The following is a 16,991-nucleotide window of genomic DNA, read 5'->3' as shown; positions in this document are numbered from 1 at the left end:
CCTTGCGCTCAGCGGCTGGCAGCGCACAGGGGCGCGATCAGTCCCGCTGCCATGTCCGCCGTGAGCGGCTTGACCAGGTACTGCTGGATGATGCCGATGGACTCGGCCGTGGCCTTGTCCACCGACCAGGCCGATGAGGTCAGCATGTACAGCTGCAGTTCGGCCTGCGGTTGCAACCGGTCGCCGAGCGCACGCGCCACATCGAAGCCGTTCATGCCGGGCATGTTGATGTCGAGAAACACGATGGTGGGCACGCTCACCTGGTCGTGCAACAGAAAGTCGAGCGCACTTTCGCCGCTCTCGAAGATGCGCACCTCGCCGCCAAAGCCGGCCTTGCGCAGCGCGATCTCGTGGAAAAAGTTGTCGTTCTCGCTGTCGTCGATCAGGACGACGCGATGCACGTGGTGGTGTGTGTTCATGCTGAAGGTGCCGCTCTGGCGGGCTCGATCGCCCGGGCGTGGCCGGGCAGGATCACGGAATAGCTGTTGCTGCCGTCGGATTTGAGTTCGATCTGCAGCTCTCCCTGGTGCAGATCGATGATGTGGGAAGCGATGGACAGGCCCAGACCCAGTTCGCGCACATCGTTCAAGGCGCGCTTGCGGGCCCGGCGAGCCGACACCGGGCGGGTCGAGCTGCCAGACAGGTCGACCGGGGGAAGCGGCTGGGCCAGTTGCTGGGTGGTGATGTCCACGCGGTGGGTGAACAACTCCTCATGCGACCGGATGGACACCAGCCAATCGCCCCCCGGATCCTGGCGCTGTGTGGAGCTGAGCAGGTTTTCCAGAATGCTGCGGATGGCCAGGCTCAGCAGCGGTGCGTCCGCGCGGATGCTGCCCTCCACCGAGAGTTCAACCTCCGCTCCGGCGGACTCCAGCTCACCACCGATCGCCAACACGGCTTCGGCGTAAATGCTGCGCGCCGGATGCGGCTTCATGCGCATGTCGCTGGTGTCCACCTCGCTGTAGAGGCGCAGATCCTCCAGCACCCGCGACAGCTTGGCGCTGGCTTCCCCGGCAATGCGCAGGCAGCGCGTCTCCAGTGGATCGGCGCGCTCCAGGGCGCCCTCGGCCAGCAGGCGAGTGGCGTTGGTGATGGCATTGACCGGCTCCTTGAGATCGTGGGAGACGCTGTAGACGTACTTGCGGTTGGCCAGGCGTTTGGCCTGCAACTCCTTGACGGCATCGGCCAGTTGCCGCTCGCTCTGTTTGCGCGAGGTGATGTCGCGCGTGCGTTCGACCACGCCGTGCACCACACCCGCTTCGCGTGCCGGCGTGTGCGTGACCTCAAGGTACCGCGTGCCCATGCCGGGAAAATCCAGCTCGATCTCGAACTGCGATTCGAGCCCTGCCAGCGCCTGGTTGATGCTGGGTTTGAACAGGGCACGGTAGTGGGTGATGGACATCAGGTCCTGCACCCGCATGCCCATGATTTCCTGCGGCTCCAGGATCCAGTAGCGCTGGAACGCAGGGTTCACAAAAAGGTAACAATGCTCGCGGTCGATGAAGGCGGCCATGTCGCGGCCCTCGTTGAGCACATCGCGCACCACCTGCTGGCCTTTGACGATCTGCTGGATCATCACCTCCGAATGGTCGCGGCGGCTGCGCTCGTGTTCGATCAGCTGCATGGCCAGCTCGGCCAGGTGCTTGAGCATGCTCAGCTGTTCGTCATTGAGCTCACGCGGCAATGTGTCAAGCACACACACCGTGCCCAACGCAGCCCCGCCCGAGGTGACGATGGGCGCACCGGCATAAAACACCAGCTCGCCTCGGCGCACCATGGGAAAGTCCTGAAACCGCTGATCGTGGGTGGCGTCGTTCACCACCAGCACTTCGCTGGGTTCCATGATGGCGTGGGCACAGAACGCCTCGCTGCGCGAGGTCTGCGTCAGCTCCACGCCTTGACGCGACTTGAACCATTGCCGGTTCGAATCCACCAGCGAAATCAGTGCGATGGGGGTGCCGCAGATGCCGGCCGCCAGCGCCGTGATGCTGTCAAAAGCCTTCTGCGGCAAAGTGTCCAGAATCTGCAGGCGCCGCAGCGCGGCCAGGCGATCGGGTTCGTTGGCCGGGATCGGAGTGGGCATGTCTTGAAGTTGCAGCACAGGGTTCAGGACATGTCGATCAGCGCGCCAGCCGTCTCGCTTGTGAGCGGCTTGACCAGGTAGCTGCTGATGCAGGCGATCGAATCGCACATGGCCTTGTCGACCGACCAGGAAGACGATGTGAGCATGTGCAGCTGCAGCGGTACATCGGGTTCGAGTTGCTCGTTGAGCGTGCGGGCCAGTTCGAACCCGCCCATGCCGGCCATGTTGATGTCCATGAACACCATGGTGGGCACGCTCACGCGGTCGCGCAGCAGGAACTCGAGCGCATCTTCACCCTTGTCGTAAATCTGGATCTCGCCGGCGAAGCCGCACTTGCGCACCGCGAGGTCGTGGAAGAAGTTGTCGTTGTCGCTGTCATCGACCAGGATGACGCGCTGGGTGTGGGTGTTGCTGTGCATGGAGAGGCTTTCGAAGCACAAGCGGGGCCTGCTTGAAAACCCAATGTAGGCAGTGGCCAATGCGCCACGGGTGTCATAAGACACTGCCGCTGGCGGATTGGTTCAACCTGGCGTGCAATGGGTCACGCGAACGCCTCGCCATCGACCGCAGGTCGCGGCTGCGGGCAGATTTAGATGAAGCGCTCTATATAGATCAACGCGCCTTCGTCGAAGTGATCGAAGTTGCGGTGGATAGCGTGCGCGGCGCGGATGAGTTCCGCTTCAACAAAACGCGGGCAATCGATGGCCCAAAGTTGCAACCGGATGTTGGCCGCCGCCGCCAGCATGGGGCCGCTGGGCGCCCAGAACAGCGTGCCGCTGTCGTGGCCCACCCGCAGGTCCTGGTAGTTGTATTGGTAGCGGCGCGTGAACATGACCGCCACAAAACGCAGGGCGGCCGCCATGGCCACCGCCTGCGGCTGCCCCGCCGACACAAACTGGTGCTGGATGTACTGCATGCCCAGCTCCAGCGACGGCAGGTCTTCAATGCCCGGAATCACCGGGTACCGCTCCAGCGCCTGCAGATCGGTCTGCAGCTTGTTGCCCATGAGCTTGAGCGCACGGCGTGAGGCATCCACAAACAGCAGGCGCGGCACCGGCTGGCAGGCCGCGTCCAGGTCGATCTGCACCGCAGGGTCGGGGCTCTGGGGCTTGTGGTGACCGTCGTTGGCGTCGGTGTTCATGGCGGCGGGTGAAGCGGGGGTCTTGAAAGCTGGTGATGTCTCCTGTATCGGTTGTGGCGGGCGGATCTTGATACGTCTGCCTGGATTCAACGGTTGCGGGACACGTCGGGGGCAAACACCCGCTCCATCTCGCGGCGGAACTGCACCGCCGTTGAGCCGGCATCAAAGGCCACATCGTTCCAGCCCACGGCCTGCCCGGCTTTCACGGGCTTGAGCAGCTTCACCCCGTGCGCCAGGCCCAGGGGCAAGCCGCCAAGCGCCAGCGATTCCTGAGCAGGCAGCAGCTTGCCGTACACGGTGAAACCCCCTTCACCATCGAGCATTTCACCCGCCTGCAGATCGCGTTTGGCCGTGGCCACCACATCGCCGTGCCAGCACACGGGCGCGCCCGTTGCTTCAGTGCGCAGACCGATGGACGCCACGGTGATGCCCAGCTCAAGACCAATCAGATGAAAAGGTTTGTACATGCTCGAATACTGTCCGCTGGGGTCGGTGATCAGGCCGTATTCCTTGAAGCAACGCGCCACGTAGTCGCTGTCGGCGGCGAAGGTCACGTACACACCCCAGCGCAGGTCGCGAAACACCGGACGGGTGTCGCGCTCCACGCTGGAAATCACCTCCACCTGCCCGCGCTGGTCCAGGATGCCGCCGTGTTCCCGGGGTTTGAGAATGCGTGCGAGATCGTCCACGCCCACCGCAGGAAATTTCAAACCACTGGGCGCGCTCAGCCCGGTGGCGTTGGCCACAGCGGCCATCTCGATGGCGCTCTTCGTGCCGTCCAGAAAGCTGTTGAACATCTGCGCATTCATGCCACCCCTGGCCGCGTCCTCGGCGGTCAGGCCGTAGTGGTTCCACACCGTGTCGGGTGTGCTCTCGTGATAGGCCGGCAGGTACTTGGTGCCCTTGCCCGCCGCCACCACCGAAAACCCCGCCGCCCGCGCCCAGTCGACCATTTCACAGATGAGGGCCGGCTGATCACCGTAGGCCAGCGAATACACGATGCCGGCCTCGTCGGCCTTGCGTTTCAACAAAGGGCCGGCCAGCGCATCGGCCTCCACATTCACCATCACGATGTGCTTCCTGAACTCGCAGCACGCAAGCACATGGGCAATGCCCACCGCCGGGTTGCCCGTGGCGTCGATGACGATGTCCACGAAGGGCGACGCAATGAGCTTCATGCCGTCGTCGATCACGGCGGTGTTGCCCAGCCTGGCCGCCTGCTCCAGCGACGTGGCGCTGCAGGCCTCTTCCGTCCAGCCCACGTTCTTGAGGGCGGCCCTGGCCCGCGACGGCGACAGATCGGCAATCCCCACCATGTGGATGCCCGGCGTGCGCGGCACCTGCGACAGGTACATGGAGCCGAATTTGCCGGCGCCGATCATGCCGACGCGAAGGGGTTTGCCTTCAGCGGCGCGCTGCTGCAGTTTGGAGAACAGGTTCATGGTGGCTTTGCTGGTTGGGTGGGAGGTGGCCGCCAGAATACTGCAGTGGTCCAGTGCAATGCCGGCACAAAACCGCTGTTCCAGCGGGGCTTGCGTGGCCACCTGCAGCCTGGTCCGGCGAGGGGTCCTACAATCCATGCATGGTCTTCCCACTCCCCTTCACTGCCCACACAGCAGCTCCCATGCCCCTCGCGGCGAGCAGCGCCGTGGCCGGTCGCAAGCTGATGGGTTCGGCGGGACTGCGCCAACCGGCCGCACATTCCTGAGCCCGGCGATACCCCTTCCTCTTTTTGCGCAAACCAACATCGCCGGGCCCCCGCCCAGCGCGATCGCGGGCGCCGCTCTTTTGCAGCGGGCCTGCACCAGTTGGAGTGCCCCATGCACAAGAACCCTGCGGGTGAGCGGCTGCTCACCGAAATCGACCACGCGCGCCTGATCAAACTGCGCGGCGCACAACTTCCGTCCGAGCTGATCGAGACACTCGACTCCCTCGACCTCGTTCCCTCGCGCGAGATCCCGCCCGACGTTGTCACGATGTACTCGCAGGTCATGGTTGAAGACCTCGAGTCCCACCAACGCCAGAAGCTCACGCTGTGCTACCCCGAGGACGCCGAGCCTCACCTGGGCTTCATCTCTGTCTTCTCGCCGGTGGGGGCCAGCCTGCTTGGTCAGCGCGTGGGCGCCACCGCCCGCTGGTACACACCCAACGGGGATGCGTGCGCGGCCGAAATCGTGGCGCTGCTGTTTCAGCCCGAAGCCAGCGGCGACTACACCACCTAGCGGCCTCGCCGACACCTGTGCGCTCAAGCCGGGCAATGAAAAGCACCAATATGAGGCAGTTTTCAGCACGGGATGCAGTTTACGCATAATGTCATGCACCTTCTTAGAGCATGAATCCATGAAATACACATCAGCCCGACACTTCCTCGAACACGTTGTCAGCCGCAACCCCGGCCAAACCGAATTCCACCAGGCCGTCTCGGAGGTGATGGAGAGCCTCTGGCCCTTCATCCAGACCCACCCCAAATACGCCGAACAAGGCCTGCTGGACCGGCTGGTGGAACCCGAGCGGGTGGTCATGTTCCGCATTTCGTGGGTGAACGACCACGGCGACGTGCAGGTCAACCGGGGCTACCGCATCCAGCACAGCTCGGCCATCGGGCCGTACAAGGGCGGCATGCGCTTTCACCCCTCGGTCAACCTGTCGATCCTGAAGTTCCTGGCCTTCGAGCAGACCTTCAAGAATGCGCTGACCACCCTGCCCATGGGTGGCGGCAAGGGCGGCTCCGACTTTGATCCCAAGGGCAAGAGCCCGGGGGAGGTGATGCGCTTTTGTCAGGCCTTGACGAGCGAGCTGTTCCGCCATGTCGGGGCCGACACCGACGTGCCCGCGGGAGACATCGGCGTGGGAGCCCGGGAAGTCGGCTTCATGGCCGGCATGATGAAAAAGCTCAGCAACCGCTCCGACTGCGTGTTCACCGGCAAGGGCTTGTCGTTTGGCGGCTCGCTGGTGCGCCCGGAAGCCACCGGCTACGGCACGGTGTACTTCGCGCAGGAAATGCTCAAGCAGGCAGGGCGCACTTTTGACGGCCTGCGGGTGAGCGTGTCGGGCTCGGGCAATGTGGCCCAGTACGCGGTGGAAAAAGCCATGGCGCTGGGAGCCAAGGTGGTCACCGTGTCCGACTCCAGCGGAACCGTGATCGACGAAGACGGTTTCACCCCGGAGAAACTCGCGGAGCTGATGGAAGTGAAGAACCACCTGTACGGCCGCGTGAGCGACTACGCCACCCGCACCCACAGCCGCTTCGAGGCGGGAGTGCGGCCCTGGGGCGTGCCGGTGGACGTGGCGCTGCCCTGCGCCACGCAAAACGAGCTGGATGAGGCCGATGCGGCCACGCTCATCAAGAACGGGGTGATCTGCGTGGCCGAAGGCGCCAACATGCCGACCACGATGGAAGCCGTGGAGCGGTTTGAAGCGGCTGGCGTGCTGTATGCGCCGGGCAAGGCCAGCAACGCTGGTGGCGTGGCCACCTCGGGTCTGGAGATGAGCCAGAACGCGATGCGCCTGTCGTGGCCACGCGCCGAGGTCGACGACCGCCTGCACACCATCATGGTGGGCATCCACGAGGCCTGCCTGGTGCACGGTCGCCGCGCCGACGGCACAGTGAGCTATGTGGACGGCGCCAACATCGCCGGTTTCGTCAAGGTGGCCGACGCCATGCTTGCGCAGGGTGTGATCTAGGGCCGGTCGGCGGGGCCGGGAGCGCACTGGGCGCAAACCGGCGCAGCTGGACGGATGCGCAATTCAGCGCCGGAGCTGAAACGGCTTCAGCGAACCAGCCAGAGCGCCCCTTCCTCCAACGTGATCTCGTCACAGTTCCCGTGCGGCGCCGGCCCGCCCCGGTCGATCACCAGAAAATCCCCCGGCACGTCCAGCGCGATCAAGGGGTGGTGCCAGGTGCCGCGCGAGTAGTTCACGCCCTGCCCGGCTTGCGCCAGAAAGCAGCGGATATCACCCGGCCCGGGCGCCTCTCCCGGCTGGGCCACCACCACCAGAAACGGCATGGGCGCCAGCGCCACAAACGCCTGGCTGCCCAGTGGATGACGCTCCATCACGGTGATGGCCAGCGGGAAGGTTCGCGGCTGGGCCTTGAAGATGCTCACCACGGTGTGGCCGCCTTCGCCTGCGGTGTCGACGCGCGCGAGGTCGTGGTAACGCTCGGCGAAACCTTCGTTGATGGTGAAGTGGCGTGCGGCATCGCTGGCTTCAATCACGTCGCCGAACGGGCGGAAGGCCTCGGCGGTGAGCAGTTCGATGGTCAGGAGCGTGGCCAGTGGCTTCATGGTGTTCTCATCAGTCTATGCCTTTCAGGTCGGGCGTGGCGGCGGCTGGCTGCGCACGAATCGCGAGTGCATTGCGCACGCTCAATGCGAAGGGGCCGGTGCGGCGAACAATGGTTCGCCCCTCTCACCCACTTCCGGCGTTGTCCGGGACAAGGCACCTGCATGTCGACCCTGCTCATGACGGAGCCCGTGCAACTCGGCAGCCTGGCACTGCCGGGGGATCTGGTGATCCCGCCCCAGGCGATGGGCTTGGTGATGTTCGTGCACGGCAGCGGCAGCGGGCGGCAAAGTCCGCGCAACCGCTGGGTGGCCGCCGCGCTGCAACAGCACCACCTGGCCACCTTGCTGTTCGATCTGCTCACCGAAGAAGAAGCGCAGGACCCCAGCCAGGTGTTCAACATCGCGTTGCTGGGGCAACGGGTGCTCGAGGCCATTCACTGGACCGGGCACCACCCCGATCTGGCGCACTTGCGCCTCGGTCTGTTCGGCGCGAGCACAGGCGCAGCAGCCGCGCTGGCGGCTGCCGCGGTGCGACCCGACCGCGTGACGGCCGTGGTCTCGCGCGGTGGTCGCCCGGACCTGGCCATGGACTGCCTGCCCGGCGTGCAGGCAGCCACACTGCTGATCGTGGGCGGACTGGACACCGAGGTGCTGGCGCTCAACCGGCAGGCCCTGCGCCAGTTGAACACGCCCAAGCGGCTTGAAGTCGTGCCCGGTGCGAGCCACCTGTTTGAAGAGCCGGGCGCACTCGGCAGCGTGGCGGTTTTTGCCGCCAGCTGGTTCGAGCAATACCTGGGCAACGGAAGGAACGCATGAGCGATTTTCCATGGGGCGACACCACGCCCATGGGGCTGGCACGCAACGCGGCCCTGGCTGGCCACACCTTCGAAGACCGCACGCACGCGGGCCGTGCCCTGGCCGACGAACTGCTGGCGCTGAACCTGAGAGGACCGCTGGTGGTGCTGGCCCTGCCGCGCGGTGGCGTGCCGGTGGCGGCCGAGATTGCGCGAGCACTGGGCGCGCCGCTGGACCTGCTGCTGGTCCGCAAGATCGGCGCGCCCTTCCAGCCCGAGCTGGCGGTGGCTGCGGTGGTGGAAGGCTCACCGCCGGACGTGGTGGTCAACGAAGACACCGCCGACCTGCCCGGGGTGGACGAGGCATGGATCCAGGCCCAGGTGCCGGCTGCGGTTCGCGAGATCGAGCGCCGCCGCAGCGTGTACCTGGCAGGACGCGCGCCGCTGCCGGTGGAAGGAGCCACAGTGATCGTGGTCGACGACGGCATCGCCACCGGCACCACCCTGAAGGCTGCGCTGCGGGCGCTGCGCCGGCGCCATCCGGCCCGGCTGATCGTGGCAGTGCCCGTGGGGCCCCACGCGACGATGGCCGAGTTGAGCGACGAGGTGGACGAGGTGGTCTGCCTGCTGGAGCCCCGGCCGTTTCGAGCCATCGGCCTGCACTACCTCGACTTCCACCAACTCGCCGACAGCGAGGTGTGCGCAGCCTTCGACGCCGCCCGCGCCAGGCGCCCATCCTGTTGAAGCGGCTCAGGCCGGCGGTGCCGGCTCCGTGGCAAAGCTCACCAGCACCAGGCCGGCGGCACCGTTCTGCAAGGCCACACGGCGCGTGCGCACGCGCAGCTGCTGTCGGCCGATGCCGGCGAAGTCGTGGCTGAGCACGCGGTCTTCGCCCAGGCACTGACCGCCTGACGGGCCATCCAGCAGCTCGTGCATGGCGACAAAGTCCCACTGCCGCTGGCCGATGTCGTAGAAGGCACGGCCCAGCGTATCGGCGGCCTGCCCGCCAAACAGGCTCAGGAAGGCACGGTTGGCGGTGAGCACCAGCAGCGAGCTGTCAAGCACCACCAGCGGCTCGTACACGGTGTCCACCACCGCTTCGGCCAGGTCGCGCGCCTGGCGCATCGCCAGGGCCAGCACCCGCTCGGTCACGTCGTTGAAGGTCAGCACCACACCGTCGATCACGTTGTCCATGGTGCGGTAGGGTTTGATGCGCGCGAGATACCAGGTGTTTCCGGCCGTGCGCACCTCGCGCTCCACCGGCGCCAGCGTGTCCAGCACGCTCTGGGCATCGGCCAGCAGGTCGACGTCCTGCAGTTCGCAGCGGATGTCCGACAAGGGGCGGCCCACATCGGAAGGCACCAGGCGGTACACCGCCGTGGCGTCGCGCGTGAAGCGCCGGATCAACAGCCGGCGGTCCAGAAAGATCGAACCCAAGCTGATGTTGTCCAGCAGGTTCTTCATGTCGTCCTGCATGCCGGTGAGCTGCTCCACCTTGATTTGCAGCTCCGAATTCACCGTGACCAGCTCTTCGTTCACCGACTGCAGTTCTTCCTTCGAGGTTTCCAGCTCTTCGTTGGTGGACTGCAGTTCTTCGTTGGTCGACTGCAGCTCCTCGTTGGTCGACTGCAGCTCTTCGTTGGAGATCTGCTGCTCCTCCACCATGGCGCCCAGCGTCTGTTTGCTCAGCATGAGCTCGTGTTCCAGCGCCTGCACGCGCTGCGCCTCGGTGCTGGCGCCGGCCTTGCGGCGGCGCGCCGGGCTGCGGGCCGGCGAAGGATCCAGTTCCTGAAAGCTGAACAGCAGCAGGCTGCGGCTGGGCTCCGGTCCGGCGATCGCGCGCACGCTCAGGGTCACGGTCTGCATGTCGTTGTCGATCTTGTGCAGCACCTCGCGGCTGGTCAGGCTCAGGTCGCCCGAGGCCGCTTTCTGCAAGGCCTCGCGCACATCCAGCTGCAAGCCCTCGGTCGCCATGTCCACCACGTTGTGCGTGGGCTGGCCCGGGGCCAGGCGCAGGAAGCGACCGGTCTCGCCGTGCACGTACAAGATGTCGCCCTGCAGGTCGGTGAGCACCGAGGCCGGCGCAAAGGCCTGCAGCAGCGTGCGCCGGGCCAGGTCGGCGGCGGCGGTTTCACGCGGCTTGCTCACCACCACCGGCAGGGCCGCGCCGGCCCGGTCGGTGGTCCACGACAGCCGGCTGCTGATCACCGCGCGCCGGGAGGCCACGGTGGGCCGGGCGCGGTAGATGTTGAGGCGGCGGTCCAGCGTTTCGAACAGCTCGCCATGGCTGCCGATGCTCTCCGACGGCGACAGGCACAGCACGCCACCGGGGCGCAGCGCGTAGTGAAAGATCGGCACCAGCCGCTCCTGCAGCTCGGGCTCCAGGTAGATCAGCAGGTTGCGGCAGGTCAGCAGGTCCAGCCGGGTGAAGGGCGGGTCCTTGATCACGCTCTGCACCGCAAACACCACCATCTCGCGGATCTCCTTGCGCACCCGGTAACCGCCCTCTTCCTTGACGAAGAAACGGCGAAGCCGCTCGGGGGTCACGTCCTGGGCGATGTTGGGTGGGTACAGGCCCGCCCGGGCCACCGCAACGGCGTCGGCGTCGATGTCGGTGCCGTAAATCTGCACCTGCCAGTCGCGCTTGTGCTCATCGGCCAGTTCGCGCAACAGCATGGCCACCGAGTACGCCTCTTCGCCGGTGGCGCAACCCGCCACCCAAACGCGCAGTGCCTCGTTTTCAGGCCGCTGGGCCAGCAACGCGGGCAGCACGTCGCGCTTGAGGGTGTCAAACACCGCGGTGTCGCGAAAGAAGCTGGTGACGTTGATCAGCATCTCGCGAAACAGCGTCTGCACTTCGGGTGGGTGCTCCTTGAGGAAACGTTCGTAGGTGGCGATGTCGTCGATGCCCTGCTGCGTCATGCGCCGCTCGATGCGCCGCCCCAGCGTGCTCTTCTTGTACTGCGAGAAATCGTGGCCTGTGCCCAGCCGCAACTGCATCAACACACCGGCGAGCCGGGCCGAAGCACCGTCGCCGTCGGCCGCCACCGCACGCGAGCCCAGGCGCCGGGCATGCGCCAGCAGCAGCGCCGGCATGGCTTCCACGGCCAGGGCCTGGGTGGCAAAACCCGACTTCAGGGCGCTCGCCGGCATGCCGTCGAAACGCGCGGTGGCCGGCTCCTGCACCAGCCCCAGCCCGCCCGCGCCGTGGATGGCGCGGATGCCCAGCGTGCCGTCGGTGCCGGTGCCCGAGAGGATGATGCCCACCGCCGCTTCGGCCTGGTCGGCCGCCAGCGCGCGGAAGAAGCTGTCGATGGGCAGGTGGCGCCCACGCGGCTCGGTGGGCATGCTCAGGCCCAGCACGCCGTGCGAGATCACCATGTCGCGGTTGGGCGGGATCACGTGCACGCGGTTGGCCTGCACCGGCATGCCGTCGGTGGCTTCCACCACCGTCATGGGGGTGCTGCGGCGCAGGATTTCAGCAAGGATGCTGGGGTGCGTGGGGTCCAGGTGCTGCACCAGCACAAAGCCCATGCCGCTGTCCGGGGGCATGGCGCGCAGAAATTGTTCGAACGCCTCCAGCCCGCCGGCCGATGCGCCCAGCGCCACCACCTGGCCAGGCGTTGCCACGTTCAACGCTGCGTCGGCCGGCAGGGCTGTCGGGCCGGTACCGGCCGATGGGGGCTGTTTTTTGGTGACCATGTCCGCTCCTCGATGCGCGGTATTGTCGCCCGGTCACCAGGCGGGCAGGCTCAGCCCGGGCCCGGCGCCGTGGCCGGATCGGCCTGGTCGAGCTGGTGCTCCAGGCCAAAGCGGATCAGCGCGGCCGTGCTGTCGAGCTGCAGCTTTTCCAGGATGCGGGTCTTGTGCGTGCTCACCGTCTTGATGGACAGGTGCAGCGCGTCGGCGATGTCGACCATGCGCTCACCCGCCACGATGCGCCGCAGGATCTCCAGCTCCCGGTTGGACAGCATGCTGAGGTCCGACGCCGGGCGGCGCCCGTTGAGCTGCTGCACCACGCGCTCGGCCAGCATCGCGGTCACAAACACCCCGCCCGAGGCCACCTTGCGCACGGCGGCCACCAGCTCTTCGCTGGCGCTGTCCTTGGTGACGTAACCGCTGGCCCCGGCCTGGAAGGCGCGCAACGCGTACTGCTCTTCGCTGTGCATGGTGAGCACCAGCACGGCCACACCGGGGTAGGTTTCCTTGATGCGGTGAATCAGGTCCAGCCCGCTCATGCCGGGCAGGGACAGGTCGGCAATGACGAGGTCGAAGGTCGCGCGCCGCAGGCATTCGAGCGCCTGGAAGCCGGTGCCCGCCTCGGTGATGAACCACTGGTTGCCCTGTGGGTCGAGCAGGCGCTTGAGTCCTTCGCGCACCACGGTGTGGTCGTCCACCAGCAGCAGGCGGAGTTGGTGGTGGGCCAGATCGCCGTTCATGCCGGTCGCCCCGCTCGATCAACGGGCGTTTCCTTCAGGTCCAGGTTCTGGGTCAGTTGCAGGCCGAACCAGCCCGAGCCGTCGGGTACGGCATCAAACGCCAGCCGCCCCCCGAGCAGGCGGGCGCGGTGCTCCAGGATCAACGAGGGCTCGGAGCGCGTGTCCAGGCGCCAGGGTGTGCCGGCTCCGCTGGCGCGGGCCCGCAGGATCAGGATGAACTGCCCCAGCGGACGCAGCACCTCGATGCCGAGTTCCGAGGCGTGGGTCTCGTGCAGCAGGTAGGACAGCGATTCCTGGAAGAAGCGGTACAGCGCCACCGACACCGCCCGGCCCAGCGGCGGCAGGTCGTTGTCCATGCGCAGGGACAGCTTCAGGTCCAGCCGGCGCGCCGTGTCCCGGGCCAGCCATTCGATCGCGGGATGAAGGCCCAGGTCGTCCAGCATGGGCGGACGCAGGTCGATGGTGATGCGCCGCACCAGCGCCAGCGCCTGGTCAATCGCACCCACCATTTCGCTGCCCTGCTGCAGGCTGGCCAGCTGGATCTTGATCGCACTCAGGCGTTGTCCCAGATCTTCATGCAGGTCCAGCGCCATGCGCCGGCGCTCGGACTCGCGGGCGTCGGCATCGATGGCGGCGATGCGCCGCTCCACCTCGGACCGGATGCGGTCGGTCACATCGGTGATCGACACCCGCAAGCAGGGCTCGCCGTGCTCGTCCAGCACCCGCGCGCTGTTGATGGCGGCGAACCAGTGCAGCGTGCCGTCGGCAAAGTTCATGGTGAGGTCGATGCGCTGCGGTGTTTCGCGCGCGAGCGCCCAGCGCAGGTAAAGATGCCAGCGGTCTGCGTCGGTTGAACTCACGAAGCGCGCCAGCGGCTTGCCCACCAGCGCAGCGCGCGGCTGCCCCAGCAAGCCAGCCCCCGTGAGGTTGATCTTGCTGATGCAGCCTTGTGCGTCGAGCGTGCAGTAGCCCACAGGCGCGAAGTCGTACAGATCGCGGTAGCGGTCGTGCGCTGCGGCCAGGTCGGACTGGGTTCGCTGCAACTCCTCGTTCTGCTGCACCAGCTCGACCTGGTGCACGTGCAGTTCATGTTCCAGCGCCTCGCGGCTGACCGTTGACGAACCCGGTGAATTGTTCATCGTTCTGTCTCCTTCATTCGAGGCTGCCGCGGGTGGATTCGTCGAACAGCGGCTCCGCTGCTTCCCTGAGGTCGTCGTCGCGCGCAGACACAGGCGGTGTCACACAAGGCACCCGCACCACCAGCAGGGCGCCGCCTTCGGGCGCGTTGCCCACCGAAATCTGCCCGCCCAGCATCAGCACCCGCTCGCGGATGCCCAGCAGTCCAAAGGAGCCCGGGTTGCGCGAGCGGCTTCCGTTGGGGAAACCCACGCCGTTGTCCCGGATCGCCAGCCGCAGTTCGTCACCGGTGCGCCCCAGTTCGACCCGCACCCAGGTGGCCCGCGCGTGCCGCGTGATGTTGGTCAGCGCCTCCTGCACGATGCGGTAGAGCGTGGTCGCCAGGTGGGGCGAGAGCTCCCGCAAACCCTCACCCAGCCGGATCTCAACCTCCACGCCGGTGCGGCGCCTGAATTCCTTTACCAGCCAGTCGATGGCGTCGGCCAGTCCCAGGTCGTCCAGCATCAGCGGGCGCAGGTCCATGGAGATGCGGCGGGTCGACGCCACGGTCTCGTCCAGCATGTCCAGCATGAGCTGGGCCCGCTCGCCCACGCCCAGGTTCGGGTGGTCGCGCTGGCAGGCAATCATCTCCAGCTTGAGTGCGGTGAGCCGCTGCCCCAGTTCGTCATGCAATTCGCGGGCGATCCGCCGGCGCTCCTCTTCGCGCGCCGCCACCAGGCTGGCCGAAAACTCGCGCAAGGTGCGGCGCGAGTTCAAGAGTCTCTGTCTCTCGCGCGTTCGCAAGGTAATGTCGTTGATGACCATCTGCACAAAGCTGTGTTCGTGGTCGGGCAGCACCGCCACCACCATTTCGACTTCGAGCAAGGCGCCGTCCGCTCGCTGCAGCGAGCCCACCAGCACCGACACGCCTTCGGTCTGCTCCAGATTTTGCAGCTTGCTTCGCACTGGTTCGCGCGAATCGGGCGCAAGCAGTTCAAAGATGGAACGACCCACCAGCTGTCCGGGCTCCTGCAGCCCGACCAGCCGGGCACAGGCGCTGTTGGCAAAGACCACACGGTCCCGCTCCGTGATCCAGATGGCCACCGGCGCCCGCTCGAAGACCGAGCGCAGGCGCTGGTTGAGTTGCTCGATGACGGAACTCATGCGGGTGAACTCCGAGAGGTCGCGCAGGAGGGCCGTGGTGTAGCTCACGGTGCCTGAAGGCAGCACCACATCGCTCTTGAAGATGGCCGCCTCCAGCGGAAACTCTTCGCCGTTGGCCCGCAGGCCCAGCACCTGGCCGCGCTGGCCCATCGGGCGTTCGATCTCGGGCGAATCGCTGAAGCGCTGCACGTGACCCTGGTGTGCTGCGCGCAGGCGCGGCGGAATGAGTCGGCCCAGATCCATGCCCAGCGCCTGCTCGCTCGTGAGGCCGAACATGCTCAGGCCCGCCGGATTGATCATGACGATGCGCTGCTGCTGATCCACCGTGATCACCGCCTCCAGCGCCGCATGGGCCAGCCGTGGCTGCGCCAGTGCCTCTGGGGCCAGGGAAACGCTGCCCATGCTGTCTGAAGTCATGTTGTCTGGCCCGGTTGGATACCTGTAGGGGCATCTTAGGAAGGTTTGCCCAGACCCGCCAGCACCAAAACCCACCCGCCTTGACCCAGGTCAATGGGCTGCCAGCCAGGGGTAGGACTTCTCCTAACGGCTGTCGGAATCGAGCGCAGCACGAAGCGCCACTTTCCGAACACAGGTCGTGCCGGATTCCGATGGTGCGCCAAGGGTTGCAGTCGCATCCTTGAAGCAGCAGAAACCGCCGTCCGCACCACCCATCAGGAGGCCTCTTGAACCAAACGACCACACCCATGAACAGCACCGCCGAAGTCGACGCCCGTGCCGGCTCTCACATCGGGCGCAGCACACTGGCCGACCTGATGCGCCTTCTGGGTCGCGAAACGCAGACCATGCAAGACCCCCAGTGCGCTGCCAGCCACATCCCCGTGGGTCTGCGGCGGGTGGGTGCCGGCGACCACCTGATGCAGATGGGTGCACCCAGCGATGCGTTGTACTTTGTATGCACCGGCACCTTCAAGATCTTCCGCACCGACGAAGACGGCTACGAGCAGGTGCTGGCCTTTGCCGGACGGCGCGAAGTGCTGGCCTTCGACGCGCTGTGCATGGAGACCCACCCCACCGCCGCCACCGCATTGGAAGATTCCACCGTCTACGTGATCCGCAAGGCCGACTTGCCCGCCCTCGGCCGCGCCGAGCCTGCCTTCGAGCATGAACTGCAGCGCGCCGGCAGCCGCGCCCTCACCCGCACCAACGAACTGGTGGACGTGATGGCGGCTGTGGCAGCCGAAGTGCGGCTGGCGCGCTTTCTGTTGCAGCTCTCGCGCCAGATGGCCGCCAGCGGGCAGTCACCGCGGCGCTTTCACCTGCGCATGGGCCGGCGCGACATTGCCAGCATGCTGGGTGTGGCACACGAAACCGTGAGCCGCTCGTTCACCGCGCTGGCCATGAACTGCCTCATCCACGTGAGCGACCGCGACGTCGAGATACTCGACATGGACGGACTCAAGGCCTATTCGCGATGCACCCGGCGTTCGATGGACGACCTCGGATCAACCGCCACGCGCCGCCCGACCAGCCGGCGTGCGGTCCCCTGCCAACCCACGGGCCTGAGCACCATGCCCGCCTGACACAGGAGCCGCCATGCAACTCACCATGCCTTCGTTCGTCGAGTCGCGCATCGGGCAGCTGTCGCGCCCGCTGGCGCTGCAGTGGCCGGGTGGGCAAGCGGGTGCGGCGGACGCTGCGGTGCGCCTCAAGGTCAACGACACCGGGAACCTCAAGTACCTGGCCAGCGGGAACATCGGCACCCTGGCCGACGCCTACGTGCGTGGCGATCTGGAGATTGAAGGCGACCTTCGCGAGGTGATGGAGATCGCCGCCGAGCTCGTGGGCGACCCGGTGGCAAAGGGCCAGGCCACGCTGGGCACGCAGCTGTTGCAGCACCTGCGCTCGCGCTGGCTGCACCGCCCGCACAAGGACGCCGAGCAGGTGCGCTTTCACTACGACCTGTGCGACGACTTCTTTGCCCTCTGGCTCGACCCCTTGCGCGTGTAC

General features: G+C 66.4%; 15 protein-coding genes and 1 pseudogene. 6 read left to right on the top strand and 10 right to left on the bottom strand.

Annotated elements, in window-relative coordinates; genetic code table 11:
• Positions 1-8 precede the first annotated feature (8 nt).
• From Q0C59_RS02405 to Q0C59_RS02385, 5 genes are all read right to left on the bottom strand, one after another.
• A complete protein-coding gene (locus tag Q0C59_RS02405) occupies positions 9-419 on the bottom strand; it encodes a response regulator (RefSeq protein WP_291211194.1) in 411 nt (136 codons plus the stop codon).
• Complete coding sequence (locus Q0C59_RS02400; RefSeq protein ID WP_291211192.1) at positions 416-2,083, bottom strand: PAS domain-containing protein; 1,668 nt, start codon at positions 2,081-2,083, stop codon at positions 416-418. The genes Q0C59_RS02405 and Q0C59_RS02400 overlap by 4 nt, the downstream gene beginning before the upstream one ends.
• 23 nt (positions 2,084-2,106) lie before the next feature.
• The gene (locus tag Q0C59_RS02395; protein WP_291211190.1) at positions 2,107-2,502 is read right to left on the bottom strand and encodes a response regulator; all 396 of its coding nucleotides are present in this window, start codon (positions 2,500-2,502) and stop codon (positions 2,107-2,109) included.
• A gap of 170 nt (positions 2,503-2,672) precedes the next feature.
• Positions 2,673-3,224, bottom strand: a complete 552-nt coding sequence (locus Q0C59_RS02390; RefSeq protein ID WP_291211188.1) for a hypothetical protein — start codon at positions 3,222-3,224, stop codon at positions 2,673-2,675.
• An 86-nt stretch (positions 3,225-3,310) separates the two neighbouring features.
• Complete coding sequence (locus Q0C59_RS02385; protein WP_291211185.1) at positions 3,311-4,666, bottom strand: NAD(P)H-dependent oxidoreductase; 1,356 nt, start codon at positions 4,664-4,666, stop codon at positions 3,311-3,313.
• Between the two features lie 378 nt (positions 4,667-5,044).
• On the opposite strand from Q0C59_RS02385, the gene Q0C59_RS02380 reads away from it, so the two are divergent.
• Entirely contained in the window at positions 5,045-5,446 is a 402-nt protein-coding gene (locus tag Q0C59_RS02380; protein ID WP_291211182.1) for a GreA/GreB family elongation factor, read from the top strand.
• A 118-nt stretch (positions 5,447-5,564) separates the two neighbouring features.
• Positions 5,565-6,908: an NADP-specific glutamate dehydrogenase gene (gene gdhA / locus Q0C59_RS02375; RefSeq protein ID WP_291211177.1), complete on the top strand. Its 1,344-nt coding sequence runs from the start codon at positions 5,565-5,567 to the stop codon at positions 6,906-6,908.
• Between the two features lie 86 nt (positions 6,909-6,994).
• Here the strand turns inward: gdhA and Q0C59_RS02370 are convergent, their stop codons facing one another.
• A complete protein-coding gene (locus Q0C59_RS02370; RefSeq protein WP_291211174.1) occupies positions 6,995-7,510 on the bottom strand; it encodes an ureidoglycolate lyase in 516 nt (171 codons plus the stop codon).
• Positions 7,511-7,672: 162 nt separating this feature from the next.
• Here Q0C59_RS02370 and Q0C59_RS02365 point away from each other — a divergent pair, with 162 nt between their 5' ends.
• Both Q0C59_RS02365 and Q0C59_RS02360 read left to right on the top strand, forming a co-directional pair.
• Positions 7,673-8,326, top strand: coding sequence for a dienelactone hydrolase family protein (locus tag Q0C59_RS02365; RefSeq protein ID WP_291211172.1), 654 nt, complete (start codon positions 7,673-7,675; stop codon positions 8,324-8,326).
• Positions 8,323-9,048, top strand: coding sequence for a phosphoribosyltransferase (locus Q0C59_RS02360; RefSeq protein WP_291211169.1), 726 nt, complete (start codon positions 8,323-8,325; stop codon positions 9,046-9,048). The genes Q0C59_RS02365 and Q0C59_RS02360 overlap by 4 nt, the downstream gene beginning before the upstream one ends.
• Positions 9,049-9,054: 6 nt before the next feature.
• Here Q0C59_RS02360 and Q0C59_RS02355 read toward each other — a convergent pair whose 3' ends face one another.
• From Q0C59_RS02355 to Q0C59_RS02340, 4 genes are read right to left on the bottom strand one after another with little or no spacing between them, the layout of a single operon-like run.
• Complete coding sequence (locus tag Q0C59_RS02355) at positions 9,055-12,006, bottom strand: chemotaxis protein CheB (protein ID WP_291211166.1); 2,952 nt, start codon at positions 12,004-12,006, stop codon at positions 9,055-9,057.
• A gap of 50 nt (positions 12,007-12,056) precedes the next feature.
• Complete coding sequence (locus tag Q0C59_RS02350; RefSeq protein WP_291211163.1) at positions 12,057-12,743, bottom strand: response regulator transcription factor; 687 nt, start codon at positions 12,741-12,743, stop codon at positions 12,057-12,059.
• A complete protein-coding gene (locus tag Q0C59_RS02345) occupies positions 12,740-13,882 on the bottom strand; it encodes a PAS domain S-box protein (RefSeq protein WP_291211160.1) in 1,143 nt (380 codons plus the stop codon). The genes Q0C59_RS02350 and Q0C59_RS02345 overlap by 4 nt, the downstream gene beginning before the upstream one ends.
• Positions 13,883-13,895: 13 nt before the next feature.
• Positions 13,896-15,440 carry a PAS domain S-box protein gene (locus Q0C59_RS02340; RefSeq protein WP_291211157.1) on the bottom strand — a complete coding sequence of 515 codons (1,545 nt, stop codon included), beginning with the start codon at positions 15,438-15,440 and terminating at the stop codon, positions 13,896-13,898.
• Positions 15,441-15,727: 287 nt separating this feature from the next.
• Between Q0C59_RS02340 and Q0C59_RS02335 the strand changes: the two genes are divergently transcribed.
• Positions 15,728-16,564 carry a Crp/Fnr family transcriptional regulator gene (locus Q0C59_RS02335; protein WP_291211154.1) on the top strand — a complete coding sequence of 279 codons (837 nt, stop codon included), beginning with the start codon at positions 15,728-15,730 and terminating at the stop codon, positions 16,562-16,564.
• 13 nt (positions 16,565-16,577) lie between these two features.
• Positions 16,578-16,991: pseudogene (locus tag Q0C59_RS02330) on the top strand (class I SAM-dependent methyltransferase); the annotation flags it as partial.

The organism is Hydrogenophaga sp. (genome assembly GCF_022844385.1).
In the GTDB taxonomy this organism is placed as follows: Bacteria; Pseudomonadota; Gammaproteobacteria; order Burkholderiales; family Burkholderiaceae_C; genus Hydrogenophaga.
Note: the sequence above shows the minus strand (reverse complement) of the source record. Positions and strands in the feature narration are given on the sequence as shown.

Bases quoted from the DNA above. Each gene is read 5' to 3' on its own strand.
- Q0C59_RS02405 (WP_291211194.1), bottom strand. From the start codon at position 419: ATGAACACACACCACCACGTGCATCGCGTCGTCCTGATCGACGACAGC.
- Q0C59_RS02400 (WP_291211192.1), bottom strand. From the start codon at position 2,083: ATGCCCACTCCGATCCCGGCCAACGAACCCGATCGCCTGGCCGCGCTG.
- Q0C59_RS02395 (WP_291211190.1), bottom strand. From the start codon at position 2,502: ATGCACAGCAACACCCACACCCAGCGCGTCATCCTGGTCGATGACAGC.
- Q0C59_RS02390 (WP_291211188.1), bottom strand. From the start codon at position 3,224: ATGAACACCGACGCCAACGACGGTCACCACAAGCCCCAGAGCCCCGAC.
- Q0C59_RS02385 (WP_291211185.1), bottom strand. From the start codon at position 4,666: ATGAACCTGTTCTCCAAACTGCAGCAGCGCGCCGCTGAAGGCAAACCC.
- Q0C59_RS02380 (WP_291211182.1), top strand. From the start codon at position 5,045: ATGCACAAGAACCCTGCGGGTGAGCGGCTGCTCACCGAAATCGACCAC.
- gdhA (WP_291211177.1), top strand. From the start codon at position 5,565: ATGAAATACACATCAGCCCGACACTTCCTCGAACACGTTGTCAGCCGC.
- Q0C59_RS02370 (WP_291211174.1), bottom strand. From the start codon at position 7,510: ATGAAGCCACTGGCCACGCTCCTGACCATCGAACTGCTCACCGCCGAG.
- Q0C59_RS02365 (WP_291211172.1), top strand. From the start codon at position 7,673: ATGTCGACCCTGCTCATGACGGAGCCCGTGCAACTCGGCAGCCTGGCA.
- Q0C59_RS02360 (WP_291211169.1), top strand. From the start codon at position 8,323: ATGAGCGATTTTCCATGGGGCGACACCACGCCCATGGGGCTGGCACGC.
- Q0C59_RS02355 (WP_291211166.1), bottom strand. From the start codon at position 12,006: ATGGTCACCAAAAAACAGCCCCCATCGGCCGGTACCGGCCCGACAGCC.
- Q0C59_RS02350 (WP_291211163.1), bottom strand. From the start codon at position 12,743: ATGAACGGCGATCTGGCCCACCACCAACTCCGCCTGCTGCTGGTGGAC.
- Q0C59_RS02345 (WP_291211160.1), bottom strand. From the start codon at position 13,882: ATGAACAATTCACCGGGTTCGTCAACGGTCAGCCGCGAGGCGCTGGAA.
- Q0C59_RS02340 (WP_291211157.1), bottom strand. From the start codon at position 15,440: ATGACTTCAGACAGCATGGGCAGCGTTTCCCTGGCCCCAGAGGCACTG.
- Q0C59_RS02335 (WP_291211154.1), top strand. From the start codon at position 15,728: ATGAACAGCACCGCCGAAGTCGACGCCCGTGCCGGCTCTCACATCGGG.